We start from the raw sequence: 18,156 nt of genomic DNA, 5'->3' as shown, positions 1-18,156 counted from the left end.
AAAAAGAAAAATCAACTAGTAGGATAAAAATATAAATGAGTAAACATATAACGTCAGCAATTTCACAAAACTTTGGAAAATTTGCAAATAAAGAGTTCTCAAAATGGTTTCAAAAAATTGTAAATAACTCTTATGTAAAGCTAATGGGTCTAGATATGAGTGAGTTTCACACTCCTAGTTCATATAAAAGTTTAAATGCTCTTTTTACAAGAAAGCTAAAAGAGGATAGAAAGTACTCTTTAGATTCAGAGGCTTTTATATCACCTTGTGACTCTCTAGTATCGGCGTGTGGAGGGTTGGAAGCTGATTTTTCACATCAAATAAAAGGTATGAGATACTCAAGTGATGAGCTTTTAGGTGAGCACTTTAGCGATGATGAGAAAAAAGTTGTTCATCATGGAAATTTTATAAACTTTTATTTATCTCCAAAAGATTATCACCGTTATCATATACCTACAAATCTGAAAGTTTTAAGAGTTGTTCATATTCCAGGTAAACTCTACCCTGTAAATTTTCCATCATTAAGAAAAAGGCTTAACCTTTTCATAGAAAATGAAAGAGTTGTTTTGATGTGTGAAAATACATCTGGTAAAATATTTTATATGGTGCTTGTGGGTGCTTTGAATGTTGGTGTGATGCAAGTTTCATTTGAGCCAAAAATAAAAACAAATGCGGATGCTATTGTTTCTACTGTATATGATTATGACGAGTTGTATTTAAACAAGGGTGATGATTTTGGATGTTTTGAGATGGGTTCTACAATAGTAATACTTGCCGAAAAAGGTATGTTAGAACTTGAAGATTTGGTTGGTAAAGATATCAAGTATGGAGAAACTATAGCTAAAAATGTATAGAACACAAGATGAAAAGCAAAAGTATATTGATGAGCTATTTAAGGATAGAACACTGTTTGAATGGGAAGTATTACATGTTTCTTCTCACTATGACAGGATAGAGATTATGGAAATACTTGCTCAGACTCTTGTTCGAAATAAATTAAAATATGAAATAAATTTTTTATATTTACAAAGCTATGATAACTTTAAACTTACTCAGATAATAAATATACTTTTTCATGAAATAGCAAATGAGTGGATGAGTTTTGCAACTGAAGTTTTGTATTATCCAAAAAGAGAAGCTGTAGGCGAGCTTAATGATAAAGCAAGAGTTAAATTTATACACGATATTGCTGAAGATTACTATGAAAAATATAGACGATATATCTTTGAAGAGGTAGCTGATACATTTATAGAACTTGTTTCAAATACTAAACAAAACAACAAAACGACTAAACTTATACAAGAAACATTACAAAGTGATTTGATTAAAAATCGACAAATACTTGAGATGCATAACTTTTATCAGCTATACAATCGTATCGAAGCTGCTCAAAATACTAAGAACTCAGATATAACTAATGCTAAGACAAAAGTTATTGAAATAAAAAAGAAATATACAAACTCTATGATAGACGCAGATGAGAAGCAGAGGTTGCATAATTTACTAGATAAAGCAGAGAAAGAACTAAGTAAACTAAAGAATCTAAAACTTGATAAATTTGATCCAGCTATTAAAAGACTAAAAGATACTATGGTTCAAACTATGATTGGAATGAGCCACCTTTCTTAAGTGTTTATGACTCGTAGTCGAACAAGTAGCTTACCATCTTTTTGATATATATCTAAAGAAGTGTCAATTGGTGATTTTTGCTTTTTTAAACTACCTTGAACAGAGTGAAGCACATGAGAAAACTTTTGAAACATAGGTGTAATTATATAATCTATATGATCATTTTTAAGTAATTCAGCTAATGCATCTATAGCACAGTAATATATACTTTTATTTATAGAACGTTGAACTAAGTAGTCATGCATTAAATTTATATTATTAAGTAGTACTTGCTTGTTTTCTTCATTTAAAACACTATTTTCTTCTGCTCTATGTATGTTATGCTCAATCTCTTCTTCTACATTATGATTCTCTTGTTCCATCAGTGCCTTAATATTTGGACACTGTTTTTGTAATTCATCATATAGTTCTTCTGAAGATAGACGTTGTGTCGAGACTTGATAGTTATATATTTTATCTTTAAAGTAGTCGTGGTTAAGCGCTTTTAAAAGCTGAACAACAATGTTTAGATAAACATATTTATCCTCTTTGTTGTTGTTGAACTCTATACCAGTATGTGATATTATTGGCTTTGGACCAACATATTTTAACTCCATAATATTTCCTTCACGGTTAGTTTATGTTATATCGGCTGTTATATCTAAACGTTAAATCTGAAGTGCATTACATCGCCGTCTTGAACTATGTACTCTTTACCTTCTAGTCTCATTTTACCGGCTTCTTTGGCTTTTGCTTCACCGCCAAGCTCTACAAAATCATTATAAGCTATAACTTCAGCGCGGATAAAACCTTTTTCAAAGTCATTGTGAATAGCTGCGGCCGCTCTTGGAGCTGTTGAATTTTTTCTGATAGTCCAAGCACGAACCTCTTTAACACCAGCTGTAAAGTAACTCATAAGACCCAGTTTATCAAAACCTTTGTGTATGATTTGCTCTAGTCCTGATTCTTCAACACCAAGGTCTGTTAAAAACTCTTGTGCTTCATCATCGTCAAGACCAATCAGTTCCTCTTCAACTTTTGCACAAAGTTTGATAAGTTCACAGTTATTCTTTTGTGCATGTTCCCTTAGAGATATTACATACTCATTATCTTCTAAAAGACCATCTTCATCAGTATTAGCACCATACATAATCTCTTTTTGAGTTAAAAACCTAACTTCGTTATTTAGTTGTTGGTATATATCGCTATTTACATCTTTGAAGTTTCTAGCTAAGTTCCCATCACCTAAAAACTCTATTAGTTCTTCTGCCATCTCTAGGGCAGCTTTAGCACCTTTATCAGCTTTAGCTTGTTTCTTAAGTCTATCTATGCGATTAGAAAGCACTTCAATGTCAGCAAGGATTAGTTCTCCTTCGATGATTTCAACATCACGAAGTGGGTCAATACTACCCTCATTGTGAACAATGTTTTCATCATCAAAACATCTAACAATTTGCAGTATAACCTCAGTTTCACGAATAGTAGATAAAAACTTATTACCAAGACCTTCACCTTTAGAAGCACCTTTTACAAGACCGGCAATATCTACAAAGTCTAATGTAGAATACTGAATTCTCTCAGGGTTGACGATTTTTGCGAGTTCTGTTAATCTTTTATCAGGAACTGGAACTACCGCTTTATTTGGTTCTATCGTACAAAATGGGTAGTTTGCAGCTTCTGCGTTTTGTGCTTTTGTTAATGCATTGAATGTTGTTGATTTACCTACGTTTGGAAGTCCTACTAGACCTATACTTAATCCCATTTGTGCCCTTTATAATACTTGTAAAATAATTTCGTTATACTACCTAAATTATACTTGGTTTATTTATAAAGAGTTTATTGTCTTTATATTTTGTTTTGGGGCTGGGCTAAGAAAAACCCTTGAGTACGATCAATACTTAAATCTTTTACTTTTTTATAAACTTCTTCATTATGTACAAACTCTGATACAGTTAATATGTTTAATCTCTGCGCAAAATCAACAATAGTCTTAACAACTATTTGAGCATTTACGTCATGATCTATATTTTTTATGAGAGTACCATCTATCTTTATGTAGTCTATGTTTAGCTTAAGAATATGCTCAAAGTTTGAATATCCAGAACCAAAATCATCTATAGCTATTCTACAACCAAGCTCTTTCATCTCATTTGTAAATATTGATACATCTTCATAGTTTTCTATACCTTCAGATTCTAAAATCTCAAATATAATCTTTTTAGAAACATTATGCTCTTTTATTTTTTGCTTTATGAATTCAACAGTACTTTTATTTAAAATATCTTCAACTGATAGATTTACAGAAAAATCAGAGTCTATATTTTCAAAATACATACAACTTTTTTCAATCATAATTCTTGTCAATTTACTATAAAGTCTACTTTTTTTAGCGATTGTTAAAAATTTATATGGGCTAATTATATTTCCATCTTCATCAATCAAACGTATTAAGCACTCGTAACTTGCAATTTTGTCTGATTTATTGTCATATATAGCCTGAAAATATGGAACTATCTTATCATTAGCTATAGCAATCTTAAGATTTTTTACCCATTCGATGTTATCTTTATATTGAACTTCAATATTTAAGTTTTCATCATAAAGTAAAAAAGACTCTTGTTGTTTCTTCGCTGATTTTAGAGCTATATCTGCTTTTTCTAAGATATTTTCTATTTGATAAGACCCACCTATAGAAACTCTAATAGAGAGTTCATTATTTTCATATAAAAATATCATCTTCTCAATATCTGATACTAATTTTTCAGCTATTTTAATAAACTCTTCTTTAGATGGTTTTTTTGTGAAAAATAGAGCAAACTCATCACCTGAAATTCTACTTACAGTGGAGTTTTGCTTCTTATTAAACATACCATTAAGCTTATATGCAAAACTTTTTAATATGTCATCACCTGCAATTTGTCCAAAAAAATCATTGATTTCTTTAAAGTCATCTATATTAATAATAAGGAGCGCTCCATCATTATTACTAATGATATTATTAACAAGACTGTGCCTATTTGGCAGTTTTGTAAGCGTATCGGTATATAGTTGTCTACGTAACTCCAATGTTTTTTCATTTACCTTTTCTTCAAGATATTGGTTTATGTTTTTTTGCTTCTTTGAATATTGAGATATTTTTTTCTGCATATCATTTAGAGCTTTTGAAATAAGTCCTATTTCATTATTTTGAGATAGATATGGTATGTCAATCTCTTTATCTGGTGAATATTCTTTTAATGATTTGGCAATATTTCTAAGAGGTGATAAAAGTTTTTTTACATATAAACCAAAAATTGTAAAAATAACACTAAAAACAACAAACATTATTAGTAGTATTTTGGTATATTGATTTATTAATTCTTTATAGTTTTTATTTGAATATGTAATAATTATAGAACCAAGTACTTTTTTGGAGTTTGGTTGATATATGGCTTGTTCTATAATAAAAGATTCTTCTATATTGCTAGAATAGTGTGGTGATTTTATTTCATTAATAATTTTCTGCTTCTTTAAAACTTTGACAGCTAGTATATTAGGATTTTCTAGAAGTTGATTTAATGCTTGATCTATTCTATCTTTCATGTCAAGATAAATATTTAGGGCAATTAAAGGTTCTATAGTCGTAGCAACAAGGTTTGCTTTTTCCATCTCTATACTATAAAAGGCTTTTTTATTCACTCTTTCAAATACAGTGAAAATTATCAAAGCACTAAATAGAAAAATAAGTATAATAAAGAGTACTATTTTACTGGAGATAGATTTGATTTTTTTGATTCTCATAATAATGAAACCTCCAGTCAAGTTAGACAGATATATTCTGTAAAAGATATTTTAACATAATAATGTCGAAATTGAGAGACAATTATAAATTATTTTTGTCCATGAACCTAACCATTTGTAATAAAGAATCAACAAAGTCTATTTTTGTTTTATTTAGGTCTTCTTTATTTAGATAAAGAACCGTTGATTTCTCTAGTACTAGAGAAAATAGCAATCCTTTTTTTAGATTTTCTATATCATATGAAAAAGCTATTACCCCTTTGTCTTTGGCTATTTTGGCAACTTTGTCGATGTATTTATCTGAATTTAGGGTATAAATAGCAGATGTCTCTGTATCATTTGATAAATCAGAAAATTCAACTAAGTTGATTTTATACAAATATTTGTCAAAATTCCCTTCAAAGTTTTTATCTATAAAGTCACTTATTTCTTGTGCTATATGTAAATCACTTTCATCATATGCTATTGTGTAAACAACTTTTCCGTCAATGAGTTTATTCTCCAGTTTTTTGTCCAGAAGCATTATTTTTGGAAAAATAGATGCTTGCGCTTTTAGCAAGATGTCATTATAACTATATCCATAAGACACATTAACCATGATTAAGCAAAAGAAAATTATTTTTTTCATTTAAAACTTCTTTGTAAGAGTGATAAGAAAGTTTCTGCCTTCTTGCTCATAATCTTCAGTGTATGTATTTGGAGCAGATGGGTACTTAACAGTTGCATCAAATATATTTTTTAAACTAAGGGCTATGGTATAGTTATACTTCTTATTTTTATAGTTAATAGAGGTGTCTAGGGTAGAATATGCTTCTAGTTTAGCTCTAGTATCACCAGGTTCTCTCTCTTTTGAACCTACATACTTTGCAAGGCCGCTAAGAGATAATGAACTACTAATGTTGTAGATATAGTATCCTTTAGCTAAATGGGATGCAATATTAGATAGTGGTTCACTCTTCTTTTCATCTTTTATGTAAGAATCTCCAGTTACATAAGAGTAGTTAATATATAATTGATCTGAAGATGTTAAGCTTCCTTTATACTCAAACTCGAAACCATATATATCTGTATCTACTACATTTCTATATGTAGGATCTGCTACGGTATTATATATTTGATCTTTATTCATAAGATAATATACATTCGTTTGTATATATGCATCACTAGAGAATTTCTTAATATATGCAATCTCAAAAGCGTCTACTGTTTCTGGATCTAAGTCTGTATTACCAACTCTAGCACCATTGTTCATGGTATACATCTCTTGCCATGAAGCATTTCTATGAGAACGACTATACATTGCTTTAAAAATGTTATCTATGCTATGTTGGTATACCATAGAGAGCCTAGGTTCGACTCCTGTAGTTTTATATGTGTTATCCTCATAGTAAAAACCATAGATAAAGCTGAATTTATTGCTGTATTGGAATTCGTCTTGTATAGATAGAATAATGGTATTACGTTTCGCATTTTTATCAAAAAAAGGCAATGTGTCAGTATAGTCAACTAAAGCAGAATCACCAGTCTCTCTATTTGAGAGTTTTGAAATCATATCAACCGTTTCTTCATTAGTAAAGCGATAACCGGCAGTAATAGAATGACTTTGTATTCCACTATATCTAAAGTAAGAAGATTGGTATAGGGTTTGTTGCTTAGCAAGATGTTCCCCATAGACTCCATTGCTATAAACAACACCGCTGATATTTAAGTCGTCTGGAAGTAGTTTAGATTTTGAGTCAAATGTATCGTATTTGACTCCTGCTTTAATATCAACTTCAATGTTATTAAGCTCTTTATTGTAACCAAGCTCAAGAAAATAACTTGGTAGTTTTACTCGATCGTTATCTTGTGGTAGTGCTAAGTTTATTCCGTAAGCACTTCCTTGTGTATGCTCATGCATTCTTGCTTTTACGGAGATATCTTTATATTTGATATTTAGACCTAGCGAGTATTCCTTAAACCATACAGGAGCGTCTCCTGTTTGAGAAAGCGGTATGTTTGTAGCACCAAGTACTCCTTGAGATAAACCATCTGGACCGGCGTATAGTTTTTTGTCATCCTGCTGATAATAAAAATCTGTAAAAACTTTTAAGTCTTCACTTTTGAAGTTTTTTGTAAATCCACCCATCATATAGTCATTAGAACCATATTTAAAGACTAGTTTATCATTGTTTTCAAAGTCTTTGAAGTCTTCCGCATAAGTTATAACATGAATAGAACCTGCGTATGCATTGACGCCATCTGTTTTACTTCCTGGACCACGGACTACTTCAACTCTTTTAATCATCTCTATAGGAAAAGAGAGGTACTCAGAATAAGAGTCAAAAAAGACATTGTTAACGAGTACATCATCTATGAAAAGTTTTGTTTGTCCGTATGCTAGAGCATTTGAACCTCTGAATATAGGAGTTTGATTGTTGAAATTATCTGTAGCCATATCAACACCAGGCACTAACTCAAGGGCTTCTTTTAGGTTTGAGACGCCAAGTTTTTCCAGCTCTTTACCTTGAAATACTGAGATAATATATGGCTGATAGTGTTCATTCTGTTTTGTAACAGTTGCAACTTCGCTAAAGTGTTTCATCTCACCAGAGATAGATTCTAGCAAATTACTTGTCTCCGCATTCAGACTTGTTAGGCTCATTGATAGTAATAGAGCTAGGCAGAGTTTGTGCTGCTTGTATAAAATATTATGATTCATAGTGGTTTTTCCATAGTTTGACAAGATTAGGGTTATCTATACCCAATTGTTCAGTATGTAAAATACATGGATAACGCAAGCCCACATGCACATGAACCTGTTCTTCACCAATAATATCATAACACATTTTATAGATTCTTAGTAGTCTTAGAAAGCTTGCTTCTAGTGACCCATAAGTATATTTTATATCAAGTTCCATCATTTTGATATACATGAATTTTTTAACCTCTTCTATTATAAGTTTTGTAGTTTTTATATTTCTATATTTAGTATCAACAAATATTCTTGACATCTCTCCAAGTTTATCTCTGTTAAACATGTCTCTGTCAAATATCATACTGTTTTCTGTCGGATATCCAATTGGTGAGTTATGAATTAGTCTTACTGTTGCACAAACTTCATTGTTAGCATCCAATGCAGCGAAATGTATTGAATATGGATCATACTTATCATGTTCTTTATCATCAATAAAGTCAGAATTATGTAGATACTCTGGATATATTTCCAAAATTATTTTATATCTAAACGCAAATACTTTTTCTAATAAATCATCGTTATTTACTTCTAGAAATCTAAAATTCAAGATACCACCTTACAACAATTTTTATATAAGCTGTAACTATACTACAATAAATATGCACAAAAAGAAGTTAAAATGGCTTCTAAAAGTACTCAAGAAAACCAATAAGTATCAAAATAACCCAGTAATAGTGCAAATATAGTTCTTCTAAGTTTATTGAAATTCTTATATAGCCGATATATTAGCATTAAAAGCTTTTAATAAAAAGTTTTTTGGCTTCCAAATATTCTTTTTACCTCTAATATACATATTTCCAAAGTTGTAACATAATTTATACCATGGTTTTTACAGACTTTATTCCATAGATTCTATCAGCAAAACAACATATAAATTTAACTTTTATAACAAAGATTCGCGAAGAGCATCTCTAGCAGCTTTGTCCACTAGCGTGAAGATTTTGTCTATAATACTTTTTTCTTCATTTTTTTTATGTCCTTTAACTTTTACAAAATCACACTCTATTTTCTCTGTAAGTATATAGAATTCTTTATATAGTTTATGATTTCTAATTAGAACTTTTTTCTTGGTCATATAGTTGTTCTTTTCAAATCTTTCGCGTCTATCTTTTAGTCCAATAATATTTTGGCAATCTGTAAAAATAACAACTTTACTGTTTTGAGCTCTTATTTCATTTAGTGCCCAAAGCAGAGCTTCTAACTCAAGTTTAGATGAGCTTGTGTTCTCAAATATTTTAGTTATTACATCGTCTTTAGAGAAAATATTAGAGTATAGTTCATCTTTATCTAGAATCAAGTAAGCACCAAAACCAATCTTTTTTTGAGGATTGGCACTACCATCTGTAAATAAGTAAATAGTTGATTTATTAGTCGTTGTTTGCATCTATGAAGATATTTCTTTGACTTTGATTGGTTTTGTTAAAAGATAGCCACCAATAAGCACGGGAATTATTCCTAGTATCTGACGAAGCTCAGGCTGTTCATCCAAGTAAAGGTATGCAAAAAAGAGTGTCATAGGCGGAACTAACGCAATCATAGCACTTACTTTAGTGATGGAGATGCGATGTAGAGCTTCCATCCATAAGATTTTAGAGAAGCCAAATATAACTAATCCTATTAATGCTACATAGGGTAGAACTTTTTCTAGAGCCTCCAGGCTGATTTCAGGTTCTATTATCCAAGCTAAAAGGGCAATAATGGGGAGTGCTATGATTGTTCTGAATCCTAATATTGTTATAGATGAGCAATGTCCTCTTGCACGCTTTGAGTAAAAATTTGCAACAGGAGCAATAGCCGCTGCTACAAGGATTATTAAATCACCCTTGTTGAAAGTTAAATCATCAGGAATGAGGATGACTATCGCTCCAATACCCATAATAAAAGCTCCTACGCTATGAAGAAAATCTATTTTTTCTTTTCCAAATAAATTGAAATAAAGGTATGAGAAGAAGAGTTGAGTAAATATTATCACTGACATATTTCCAGCTGTAGTGAACTGCATACCTATAAAAACTAAGGCAAAGAGTGTTGTAATCCAAAAACTTGTAAGCAGTAAATCTTTATAGGCATCTCTGTTTTTTAGCTCTGCAAATAAGTTTTTCTTTAGCATCAAGATTAGAAAAAAGAACAATGATATAAACAAAGAAAAGGCATAAGTATGCAGTGCGCCGATATGTGAAATGGCTACGATTGAAAGTATTGGAAACCAACTCTCCAAGATGGAGAGTCCTATCATTAAAAGTTCGCCTTCGCGCTCTTTTGTCATATGTTTTTCAAGTACTCACTCATAAAACGCACACCAGCTCCAGTTCCACCATAAACGTTACAGTCCCATGGAGTCTCTGTGTAAGCAGAGCCTGCTATATCAAAGTGCATCCATTTGTCTTTATTCTCATCTTTGATGAACTTATCTAAAAAAAGACCTGCTGTGATAGCTCCACCGTAAGGTTTAGAAGAGACATTTGAGATATCTGCTATTTCGCTCTTTAGAAGTTTTTTAAGATGTTTGTTAAATGGAAGTGAACCTGTTAACTCTCCAGAAGTCGTAGCAGCTTTTGAGAAGTCATGTTTTAGTTTATGAGAGTGTCCCATAATTCCAGTTGTGTATTGACCAAGAGCAACCATACATGCACCTGTAAGTGTTGCAAAATCAAAGATACCGTCAGCTTTTACATTTTCTTGAGCGTAAGTTAAAACGTCTGCTAAAACTAAACGACCCTCTGCATCTGTGTTTCTAACTTCAATAGTAGTTCCACTTCTTGATACCAACACATCATCAGGCTTATAAGCGTTTCCGCCAACCATATTTTCAACTGCACCGATAAATGCATGAATCTCAACATCAAGTTTTAACTCACTAGCTGCTTTTATCATCCCTAAAACTGCACAAGCACCAGCTTTATCCATCTTCATTGTTACCATATTTGCCGCAGGTTTAAGGCTTAATCCACCACTGTCATATGTAAGACCTTTTCCTACAAGTGAGATGATTTTTTTAGGATTGGCAGGTTTATAAGCTAAGTGGATAAGTTGACTCTCATGGATAGAAGCACGACCAACTGCAAGCATAGCTCCCATTCTTTCTTTTTTCAAATCATCTTCTGCGAGTATATTGCACTCTAGCGAATTACTATCTGCTAGTTTCTTTGCCAAAATAGCAAAAGTCTCAGGGTTTAACTCTTGGGGTGCTCTGTTTACAATATCGCGAGTGTAGCAGGTTGCATTTGCAATTATTAGTGCTTCATCAAAAGTTATTTTCAGCTCATTATAATCAAGGTCATTAGATGCAAGGAAGATATCTTTTAGAGTTATTTCTTTTGGTTTTGACTTATACTCATTAAACTCATACCCACCCAAAACTATACCCTCAACCATAGCAGTTAGAGAGTTGTTTTTAATAACACTAAATCTTGCACTTACATAGTTTGAAGATTTAAGTGCTTTAACCATACTAACAGTTGCACTTCTAATATTATCACTTTTTTTACTATCAGCTCCACAAAAAAGTAGACCCTTTTCATGTAAAAAACAAGTAGAATCTTGCTCTGCCTTGAAGCCTGCTTGCTTTAACATTTTAACTTCTGTATGTTCTTTTAAGGTGTCGGGAGTTAAAAACTCTACTAAGATATCTGCTTTGATATCTGAAATATTTTTGTTTAATAGTTGAATGTTCATAAAGTTTCCATATTGTTAATTTATTTTGCAAGATAGTATCTAAAAGAGTATAAAATAGAGTTTATTTATATGATATAAAAGAGTGTCATAAAGAAATGAAAGATACTCCCTCCAAGAACAAAGAGATGCCAGATGGCGTGATAGAAATTTTTGTGGTCATTGACGTAGAAGAATACTCCCAATGTGTAAGAAAGACCACCAGCTATAAGAAGGTAAATACCGCCACTCTCCATAACTTCACCTAGAGGTTTGATAGCTATAACAATGCTCCAACCCATGATTAAATATAAAAAAAGAGATAGTTTTTCAAAACGATTTGGATAGACAAACTTCATATAGATGCCAAAAAGTGCAGTTGTCCAAACCGCAGTTGCAAGGGAATAACCCCATACACCTGAAAGTGAAACAAGAGTAATAGGTGTGTAACTACCCGCTATTAAAAAGTATATAGAAGCATGGTCAAATTTTTGAAATAACTCTTTTGCTTTTACATGTGTAACAGCATGATACAGCGTAGATGAGCCATACATTAAGATAAGGGTAGTTCCAAATATTGCACTGCTTGTTATAGCTACGATAGAACCGTTTATGCTTGCAAACGCAACTAATATGACAAGTCCTGCTATACTTAAAGCTAAACCAAGCCCATGAGAGATAGCATGCCAAATTTCTTCAAGAAGTGAGAAGTTATTTATATTTTCCGTCCTTTACATCAGCCTTTATCTCTTTGAGCTTTTCCTCTAGAATGTTTACTATAATTTCGGAAGCATCTTGGTCATCAGGTTCTGGTACATTCCAATCAACAATCTTTAGGTTAGACTCAAAAAGTGATTCAAGGTCATCTCTTATATCTTCTTTTCTGGCGTGTAAATCTTTTTGTACAGGAGTTATTGGTGTAACTTCTTCTTTGTTTAACCACTCATATGCATTGTCAAGAGATTTGAAAAACTTCATTTCCCCATTTACAAACCAGCTTCCTATTTTTACAGCGTACTTCTCTACAGTGCTTGTCCCAACTATAGCTACTTTACTGAAGCTTTGTCTAAATTCCATGCCAAATTTAAAATCATCCCATGCAGCTCTCAACTCCCATCCATTAAACTCAGTTGCATCTATAAGGACTCTAATATCAGGTTCAGTCACACCTTCTATAGAACTTTTAAAAATCGGAATCATTCTTTCATAATCTTCATGTGTTAGAGTTCCGTTTATTTTTATCTTCATAAAAAAGAATTCGTTGACTCTGTTTATACCTATGGAAATACCATGTTCTGTTATGCTCATTATATACTCCTACAAAAAGTTTATGTATGTATTGTAGCTAAAGAGTGTGCTTAAAATGTGAAATTGTTTAGAGTCATTCGAAAAGGTATCATAGAAGAGCGACAAAAGCCTTTTGTTGTATATAATTGATGTGCACTAATATTATCTACATCTGTAAGTAGTGTTAAGCGTTTACATCCATTTTCTTTGGCAAACTCTATAGCAAATACTATAAGTTCTGAGCCTATACCTTGAGAGCGACAACTTTTTAATATTACCATATCTTCCAAGATGCCGACTTTGGCTCCGAGTGCTGTTGAAATAGTATATAAGAGATTGACCATACCTAGAACTATATTTTCTTTTTTTATGACTAGTATATGGCCGATTTCTGAATTTGACATAATAGCTTTTAGACCTCGTATCTGTGCCTCTTCATCAGGTGTAAACTCTATTTCTTGCTCAAAAAGAGAGTTTAGTAGTTGACATAGTTGAGGGATGTCTTCTAAAGTCGCCTTCGTAGTTTGCATTACAGAGGCTCTGGAGTGTTTTGATTTCATTACTTTTCCCATATACTCTTTTTAGGTATCTTCAAACTTCTTTTGATAATGTAGACCTATTACTTTATAGCCCTCTTTTTCCCAGAATTTATGTGCTTTATCATTGTTTACATAGCAATTTAATTCACTAGCAACACAATTATTTTTCTTAGCATAATCATATATCCAAGTCATCAGCTTTTTACCAATATTTTGGTTTTGGTACTTTGAAAGTATGATGACATTATCAGGTTCTATATGTTTTCCGACATAGTATTTTGTAAGCATCCAGATGCCACAGATACCAATGAGCTGCTTTTTATCAAAGATACCGATGCATTGATAGTTTTGTTTTATCATCTCATCAAGTCTACTTTTTAAGACTTCTTCTAAAATTTTTTCATTTAAAACTTGAAGTAAAGCCTTTTTATAAAGAATAACTTAAAAAGCAAGGAAAGTAAAAAATAGACATTAGTTTATTAACAATATTACTTCAAAGAACTATGCAAGAGCTAAAAATCTTGCAAGTTTGATTTTTTAAATACTCTTTGTTGTATTTCATTTCTAAAATTTGAGCAAAGAGTGTTTTGATAATCAAACTATAGAGTAAATTATATATTTGTCTCTATTTTGGTTAACAACTAGTACGGTAATAGCTTTAAATATTATTGCTATTATGAATGATTTAAGTACTAACTTGTGATCTTTAACTTATCACTGTTTATGACTAATTTGTAAATACACGATTTGGATTATAGGGTGTGTTGTATTTAAAAATAGAGTATATGATAGTTGCAAGTTTTCTTGAAACTGCAACAAGTCCCTCTTTTTTAGATTTGCCTTGACTTCTTTTAGTATCGTAGAGTTGCTTCATCTGTTTGTTATGTATCAGACAACTTACAGCACTAAGATATAGTGCATGCTTGACCAAAGAAGAGCCTCTTTTACTTAAGTGACCTACACTTTTAGAATTACCAGAGCTATTTTCTGTTGGAAAGAGTCCAAGATATCCTATAAACTTAGGTATAGATGGAAACCTCGTCAGGTCTCCACATTCACTAATAACAGCAGCTACAGTTTTATCACTTACTCCAGGTATGGTTTTAAGGTTATCAATAAGAGTGTTACTCTCTGGTAGCTCATCAAGTGTTGAACTATTAATGCCTTTTTTATCAAGCAAAGAGAGTATCTCAGCTTCAATAATATCTATCTCACTAAGATACATCTTTAAAAGCCTAATAGTACTTCTAATAGCTATTGCTCTTGCATCTTTAGCCTTACCTGAATAGATAGACTCTCTTGAGAGTTCTAGTAATCTTAGGGCTTTGTCTTTATTGAAGTTATTGCCTTGAATATGAGCAAATATCTTCATGATTCTATCAACGCTACTATGCTTATAGTGATATGCTGTTGGATACTTTTCAAGCAGAGCTAGACCACTTATGGTAAATGGATTTGTGAAGCTCTCAAACTCTGGAAATGTAACTGTTATTTGAGTAATGATTCTCTTCTTAACCTCTTTCATATCAGACTGAATAGAAGCACGATTTCTATAGAGTGTTCTAAGGCTCTGATACTCATCATCAGTTACATAACCTGATGAGTATTTGCCATCTTTTAAAAAGAGTGCTATAACTAAAGAGTCTATGTTGTCATTTTTTACTTTTTTCATAGTTATTTGTTCTCTATACCTTGAGGTTTGAAATGGATTGAGTAGTTTAACACTATAGCCCTTAGACTTTAAAAACTCTAAAAGGTTTTCACCATAAATACCAGTTGCTTCTATACCGATAATAAAGTCATCTTTATCTAAAGTGACACTATCTAAAATAGTAAGTAATTTTTCAAACCCTTTTAAATCATTGTTGATTTTAAAAGGCTTGTTAATAACCTTAGTTTCACTATCATCGATAACTGAAACAACATGAAAACTCTTTGCAATATCTATTCCTACGTAATACATCTCTATAATCCTTGTCGTGTAATCTTAAGTTGCCTAACAAAAAAACAAAAGTTAAATTGTTAGAATTCACAGCCTCGTTAATCTATGTGTTGTAGGTGCTAAAATAACAGCTACCCCAACAGCTTTTAATAAGTGATTAACAACTAAAGACACCAACTGGCTTAATGATGTAGTCAGTAGATATAAAATATTTTCATATCCTGCTATAAGGAAAAAAATGTTGTTTTATCTTTAGTCATAAACTGTGAAAGTTACAAGATTTGAAGTTAGTACTTCAATCTTAAAAGAGTAATACTTCTTTGCTTTAAAGTCAAAAAAACTTTAAAAAAGAACTACTTACTCATAAAAGAAATTATACGAGGAATAGTGGAATGAATATTTTCGTTTTCAATAAACCTAAATGTAATCAAAATTAATCTCCATATATATAAGTATCTATATAGTTAAAAACTTTAAATAGGACAAAGAGTCCTATTAAATTTAATCGAAGTGTAGTATCTCTTTAGCTTGAATCATATCTTTATCCCCGCGACCTGATAGATTTACAATGATAAGTTTATCTTTTATATTTTTCATCTTTTTAAGATATGCTACTGCGTGAGCACTCTCAAAAGCAGGAATGATTCCCTCTTTTTGTGATAACCATACAAATGCGTCTAGAGCTTCTTGGTCCGTTGCATTGTCATATGTTACAGTTTTATTGTCATTGTGAAAAGAGTGTTCTGGTCCTATTCCAGGGTAGTCAAGTCCGGCTGAGATAGAGTGAGCTTCTATTATCTGTCCATCTTCATCTTGAAGTGTGTAACTCATCTGACCGTGTAAAACACCAGGGCGACCTTTTTCCAAAGAACAGCCATGTTTATCTGTGTCTAGTCCTAGTCCACCTGCTTCAATACCGATACACTCAACTTCCTCGTCTTCTAGGAAGTGTTGGAACATTCCTATAGCGTTTGAGCCACCACCTATACATGCTATAACATGGTCTGGCAGTCTGTTTTCTTTTTCTAGTATCTGTGCTCTGGCTTCATAACCAATAATAGCCTGAAAGTCTCTAACCATCATTGGGTATGGATGCGGACCTGCAACAGTTCCGATAATGTAAAAAGTATCTCTAGCATTTGTTACCCAGTGACGGATAGCTTCGTTCATAGCATCTTTTAAAGTACATGAACCACTCTCAACAGCATTTACTTTAGCACCTAGAAGTTTCATACGAAATACATTCAACTCTTGACGCTGTACATCTTTAGCACCCATAAACACTTCGCACTCTAAATCTAATAGTGCACAGATTGTGGCAGTTGCAACACCATGTTGTCCAGCCCCAGTTTCAGCTATTATTTTTTTATATCCAAGTCTTTTAGCCATAAGACCTTGAGCTATAACATTGTTTATTTTGTGAGCACCTGTATGGTTAAGGTCTTCACGTTTTAAGTAGATTTTGGCACCGAGTTCTTTAGAGATATTCTCTGCGTAGTAAAGTGGAGAAGGGCGACCGACATAGTCTGTCAAATAGTAGTCAACTTCCTTCCAGAAATCTTCATCAAAACGAATTTTTTCATACTCTTTTTTTAGTTCTAGAAGCGCAGGCATAAGCGTTTCAGGAACATAACGTCCACCAAAGATGCCAAAATGTCCATTTTCATCCGGATCGAATTTTGAAGCTGAAGGAATATACATTAATTAACCTCTATAAGAGAGTAAACATCAGTTTTTTCTTCTAGTGTTTTTATGCCGTCTAAGAAACTAAGACCGATGATAAAACAAGCTTCAACACATTTAGCACCTGTTTGGTTCACAAGTGTAGTAGCAGCGTTTGCAGTTCCGCCTGTAGCAATTAAGTCATCTATAATAAGAACTTTTGCATTAGGGATAGCACTAAAAGCATCTATGTGAACTTCAACTTCATCTACGCCATATTCTAGCGCATATTTCTCACTGATAGTTGTATATGGAAGTTTTCCTTTTTTTCTAATAGGAACAAAACCAAGACCTAACATCTGAGCAAGAGCTGCTCCGAATATAAAGCCTCTTGCATCTATGCCTGCTATGTAGTCAAGGTTGTATTCTTTATATCTTTGGTATAGGTGATTCATTAGTACACCATAAGCTTCTTGGTTGTTTAAAAGTGTAGTGATATCTTTAAAAACTATTCCAGGCTTAGGAAAGTCTTTAATATCTCTGATTGACTCTTCAATAATTTTTCTTTCTGTTTTACTTAATGTCATAATATATGTCTTCCTTTTATTCTTTATAGTAGAGCGTCTATACGACCCTCTAGTGCTTTGATTTTTCCATTTAGTCGATCAGTCTCTTGTCTATGTTTAGTATTTCTTTGTTTTAGAACTTTTAGTTCATTCCTAAGTTTAGTAAGCTCTTCACTTAAGATATCAACATTTCCAAGTGCACGTTGGAGTTGTATTTGATACTTTCTTATAAGTATCTCTGCTTCTTGAAGAGTTATCTTCATAAGGTCATTACCTCTTTGTTCTTTGCTTGTAATACTTTTAAAGTAATACATCTTCACAAAAAGATAAACAGATAAAATTGATAATATTGTTAAAAGTGACCATTCCCAAAACATATGCTCT

The 18,156-nt window shown here is 32.1% G+C and carries 19 protein-coding genes; 2 read left to right on the top strand and 17 right to left on the bottom strand.

Features of this window, described 5'->3' with window-relative positions; translation table 11 throughout:
* Positions 1-35 precede the first annotated feature (35 nt).
* Complete coding sequence (locus ACLHDE_RS07580) at positions 36-854, top strand: phosphatidylserine decarboxylase (protein WP_415395820.1); 819 nt, start codon at positions 36-38, stop codon at positions 852-854.
* Positions 847-1,629 carry a hypothetical protein gene (locus ACLHDE_RS07575; RefSeq protein ID WP_415395819.1) on the top strand — a complete coding sequence of 261 codons (783 nt, stop codon included), beginning with the start codon at positions 847-849 and terminating at the stop codon, positions 1,627-1,629. The genes ACLHDE_RS07580 and ACLHDE_RS07575 overlap by 8 nt, the downstream gene beginning before the upstream one ends.
* On the opposite strand, the gene ACLHDE_RS07570 is transcribed toward ACLHDE_RS07575, so the two are convergent.
* The 17 genes from ACLHDE_RS07570 to ACLHDE_RS07490 all read right to left on the bottom strand — a co-directional run bounded on the left by ACLHDE_RS07570 (position 1,626) and on the right by ACLHDE_RS07490 (position 18,149).
* Positions 1,626-2,225 (bottom strand): hypothetical protein, encoded by a 600-nt coding sequence (locus tag ACLHDE_RS07570; RefSeq protein WP_415395818.1) that lies wholly within the window; start codon positions 2,223-2,225, stop codon positions 1,626-1,628. The two genes, ACLHDE_RS07575 and ACLHDE_RS07570, sit on opposite strands and share 4 nt — an antisense overlap.
* Positions 2,226-2,269: 44 nt before the next feature.
* Positions 2,270-3,370: a redox-regulated ATPase YchF gene (ychF, locus tag ACLHDE_RS07565; protein ID WP_415395817.1), complete on the bottom strand. Its 1,101-nt coding sequence runs from the start codon at positions 3,368-3,370 to the stop codon at positions 2,270-2,272.
* Positions 3,371-3,453: 83 nt separating this feature from the next.
* Positions 3,454-5,256 carry an EAL domain-containing protein gene (locus ACLHDE_RS07560; RefSeq protein ID WP_415395816.1) on the bottom strand — a complete coding sequence of 601 codons (1,803 nt, stop codon included), beginning with the start codon at positions 5,254-5,256 and terminating at the stop codon, positions 3,454-3,456.
* A 214-nt stretch (positions 5,257-5,470) separates the two neighbouring features.
* Positions 5,471-6,016: a hypothetical protein gene (locus tag ACLHDE_RS07555; protein ID WP_415395815.1), complete on the bottom strand. Its 546-nt coding sequence runs from the start codon at positions 6,014-6,016 to the stop codon at positions 5,471-5,473.
* The gene (locus ACLHDE_RS07550) at positions 6,017-8,089 is read right to left on the bottom strand and encodes a TonB-dependent receptor plug domain-containing protein (RefSeq protein ID WP_415395814.1); all 2,073 of its coding nucleotides are present in this window, start codon (positions 8,087-8,089) and stop codon (positions 6,017-6,019) included.
* Complete coding sequence (locus ACLHDE_RS07545; protein ID WP_415395813.1) at positions 8,079-8,672, bottom strand: GNAT family N-acyltransferase; 594 nt, start codon at positions 8,670-8,672, stop codon at positions 8,079-8,081. The genes ACLHDE_RS07550 and ACLHDE_RS07545 overlap by 11 nt, the downstream gene beginning before the upstream one ends.
* A 336-nt stretch (positions 8,673-9,008) precedes the next feature.
* On the bottom strand, positions 9,009-9,509 hold the full coding sequence (locus ACLHDE_RS07540) for a ribonuclease HI (protein ID WP_415395812.1): 501 nt from the start codon (positions 9,507-9,509) through the stop codon (positions 9,009-9,011).
* On the bottom strand, positions 9,510-10,391 hold the full coding sequence (locus ACLHDE_RS07535) for a DMT family transporter (protein ID WP_415395811.1): 882 nt from the start codon (positions 10,389-10,391) through the stop codon (positions 9,510-9,512).
* The gene (locus ACLHDE_RS07530; protein ID WP_415395810.1) at positions 10,388-11,800 is read right to left on the bottom strand and encodes a leucyl aminopeptidase; all 1,413 of its coding nucleotides are present in this window, start codon (positions 11,798-11,800) and stop codon (positions 10,388-10,390) included. Before ACLHDE_RS07530 ends, ACLHDE_RS07535 begins: the two co-directional genes overlap by 4 nt.
* 65 nt (positions 11,801-11,865) lie before the next feature.
* Complete coding sequence (gene trhA / locus ACLHDE_RS07525) at positions 11,866-12,426, bottom strand: PAQR family membrane homeostasis protein TrhA (protein ID WP_415398526.1); 561 nt, start codon at positions 12,424-12,426, stop codon at positions 11,866-11,868.
* A 61-nt stretch (positions 12,427-12,487) separates the two neighbouring features.
* Complete coding sequence (locus tag ACLHDE_RS07520; protein WP_415395809.1) at positions 12,488-13,084, bottom strand: STAS/SEC14 domain-containing protein; 597 nt, start codon at positions 13,082-13,084, stop codon at positions 12,488-12,490.
* A gap of 50 nt (positions 13,085-13,134) precedes the next feature.
* Entirely contained in the window at positions 13,135-13,635 is a 501-nt protein-coding gene (locus ACLHDE_RS07515; RefSeq protein ID WP_415395808.1) for a GNAT family N-acetyltransferase, read from the bottom strand.
* 9 nt (positions 13,636-13,644) lie between these two features.
* A complete protein-coding gene (locus tag ACLHDE_RS07510) occupies positions 13,645-13,962 on the bottom strand; it encodes a GNAT family N-acetyltransferase (protein WP_415395807.1) in 318 nt (105 codons plus the stop codon).
* Positions 13,963-14,329: 367 nt separating this feature from the next.
* On the bottom strand, positions 14,330-15,565 hold the full coding sequence (locus ACLHDE_RS07505) for an IS110 family transposase (protein ID WP_415395806.1): 1,236 nt from the start codon (positions 15,563-15,565) through the stop codon (positions 14,330-14,332).
* A gap of 480 nt (positions 15,566-16,045) precedes the next feature.
* Positions 16,046-17,245, bottom strand: a complete 1,200-nt coding sequence (gene trpB, locus ACLHDE_RS07500; RefSeq protein WP_415395805.1) for a tryptophan synthase subunit beta — start codon at positions 17,243-17,245, stop codon at positions 16,046-16,048.
* The gene (locus ACLHDE_RS07495; protein WP_415395804.1) at positions 17,245-17,793 is read right to left on the bottom strand and encodes an adenine phosphoribosyltransferase; all 549 of its coding nucleotides are present in this window, start codon (positions 17,791-17,793) and stop codon (positions 17,245-17,247) included. The genes trpB and ACLHDE_RS07495 overlap by 1 nt, the downstream gene beginning before the upstream one ends.
* Before the next feature lie 23 nt (positions 17,794-17,816).
* Positions 17,817-18,149, bottom strand: coding sequence for a hypothetical protein (locus ACLHDE_RS07490; RefSeq protein ID WP_415395803.1), 333 nt, complete (start codon positions 18,147-18,149; stop codon positions 17,817-17,819).
* Positions 18,150-18,156 lie beyond the last annotated feature (7 nt).

Origin of the sequence: Sulfurimonas iocasae (assembly GCF_047716755.1) — a bacterium.
Taxonomy (GTDB): domain Bacteria; phylum Campylobacterota; class Campylobacteria; order Campylobacterales; family Sulfurimonadaceae; genus Sulfurimonas.
This window is presented reverse-complemented; position numbering and strand designations above follow the sequence as displayed.

Coding starts and splice junctions, on each gene's coding strand:
- ACLHDE_RS07580 (WP_415395820.1), top strand. CDS start 36: ATGAGTAAACATATAACGTCAGCAATTTCACAAAACTTTGGAAAATTT.
- ACLHDE_RS07575 (WP_415395819.1), top strand. CDS start 847: ATGTATAGAACACAAGATGAAAAGCAAAAGTATATTGATGAGCTATTT.
- ACLHDE_RS07570 (WP_415395818.1), bottom strand. CDS start 2,225: ATGGAGTTAAAATATGTTGGTCCAAAGCCAATAATATCACATACTGGT.
- ychF (WP_415395817.1), bottom strand. CDS start 3,370: ATGGGATTAAGTATAGGTCTAGTAGGACTTCCAAACGTAGGTAAATCA.
- ACLHDE_RS07560 (WP_415395816.1), bottom strand. CDS start 5,256: ATGGAAAAAGCAAACCTTGTTGCTACGACTATAGAACCTTTAATTGCC.
- ACLHDE_RS07555 (WP_415395815.1), bottom strand. CDS start 6,016: ATGAAAAAAATAATTTTCTTTTGCTTAATCATGGTTAATGTGTCTTAT.
- ACLHDE_RS07550 (WP_415395814.1), bottom strand. CDS start 8,089: ATGAATCATAATATTTTATACAAGCAGCACAAACTCTGCCTAGCTCTA.
- ACLHDE_RS07540 (WP_415395812.1), bottom strand. CDS start 9,509: ATGCAAACAACGACTAATAAATCAACTATTTACTTATTTACAGATGGT.
- ACLHDE_RS07535 (WP_415395811.1), bottom strand. CDS start 10,391: ATGACAAAAGAGCGCGAAGGCGAACTTTTAATGATAGGACTCTCCATC.
- ACLHDE_RS07530 (WP_415395810.1), bottom strand. CDS start 11,800: ATGAACATTCAACTATTAAACAAAAATATTTCAGATATCAAAGCAGAT.
- ACLHDE_RS07520 (WP_415395809.1), bottom strand. CDS start 13,084: ATGAGCATAACAGAACATGGTATTTCCATAGGTATAAACAGAGTCAAC.
- ACLHDE_RS07515 (WP_415395808.1), bottom strand. CDS start 13,635: ATGGGAAAAGTAATGAAATCAAAACACTCCAGAGCCTCTGTAATGCAA.
- ACLHDE_RS07510 (WP_415395807.1), bottom strand. CDS start 13,962: ATGATAAAACAAAACTATCAATGCATCGGTATCTTTGATAAAAAGCAG.
- ACLHDE_RS07505 (WP_415395806.1), bottom strand. CDS start 15,565: ATGTATTACGTAGGAATAGATATTGCAAAGAGTTTTCATGTTGTTTCA.
- trpB (WP_415395805.1), bottom strand. CDS start 17,245: ATGTATATTCCTTCAGCTTCAAAATTCGATCCGGATGAAAATGGACAT.
- ACLHDE_RS07495 (WP_415395804.1), bottom strand. CDS start 17,793: ATGACATTAAGTAAAACAGAAAGAAAAATTATTGAAGAGTCAATCAGA.
- ACLHDE_RS07490 (WP_415395803.1), bottom strand. CDS start 18,149: ATGTTTTGGGAATGGTCACTTTTAACAATATTATCAATTTTATCTGTT.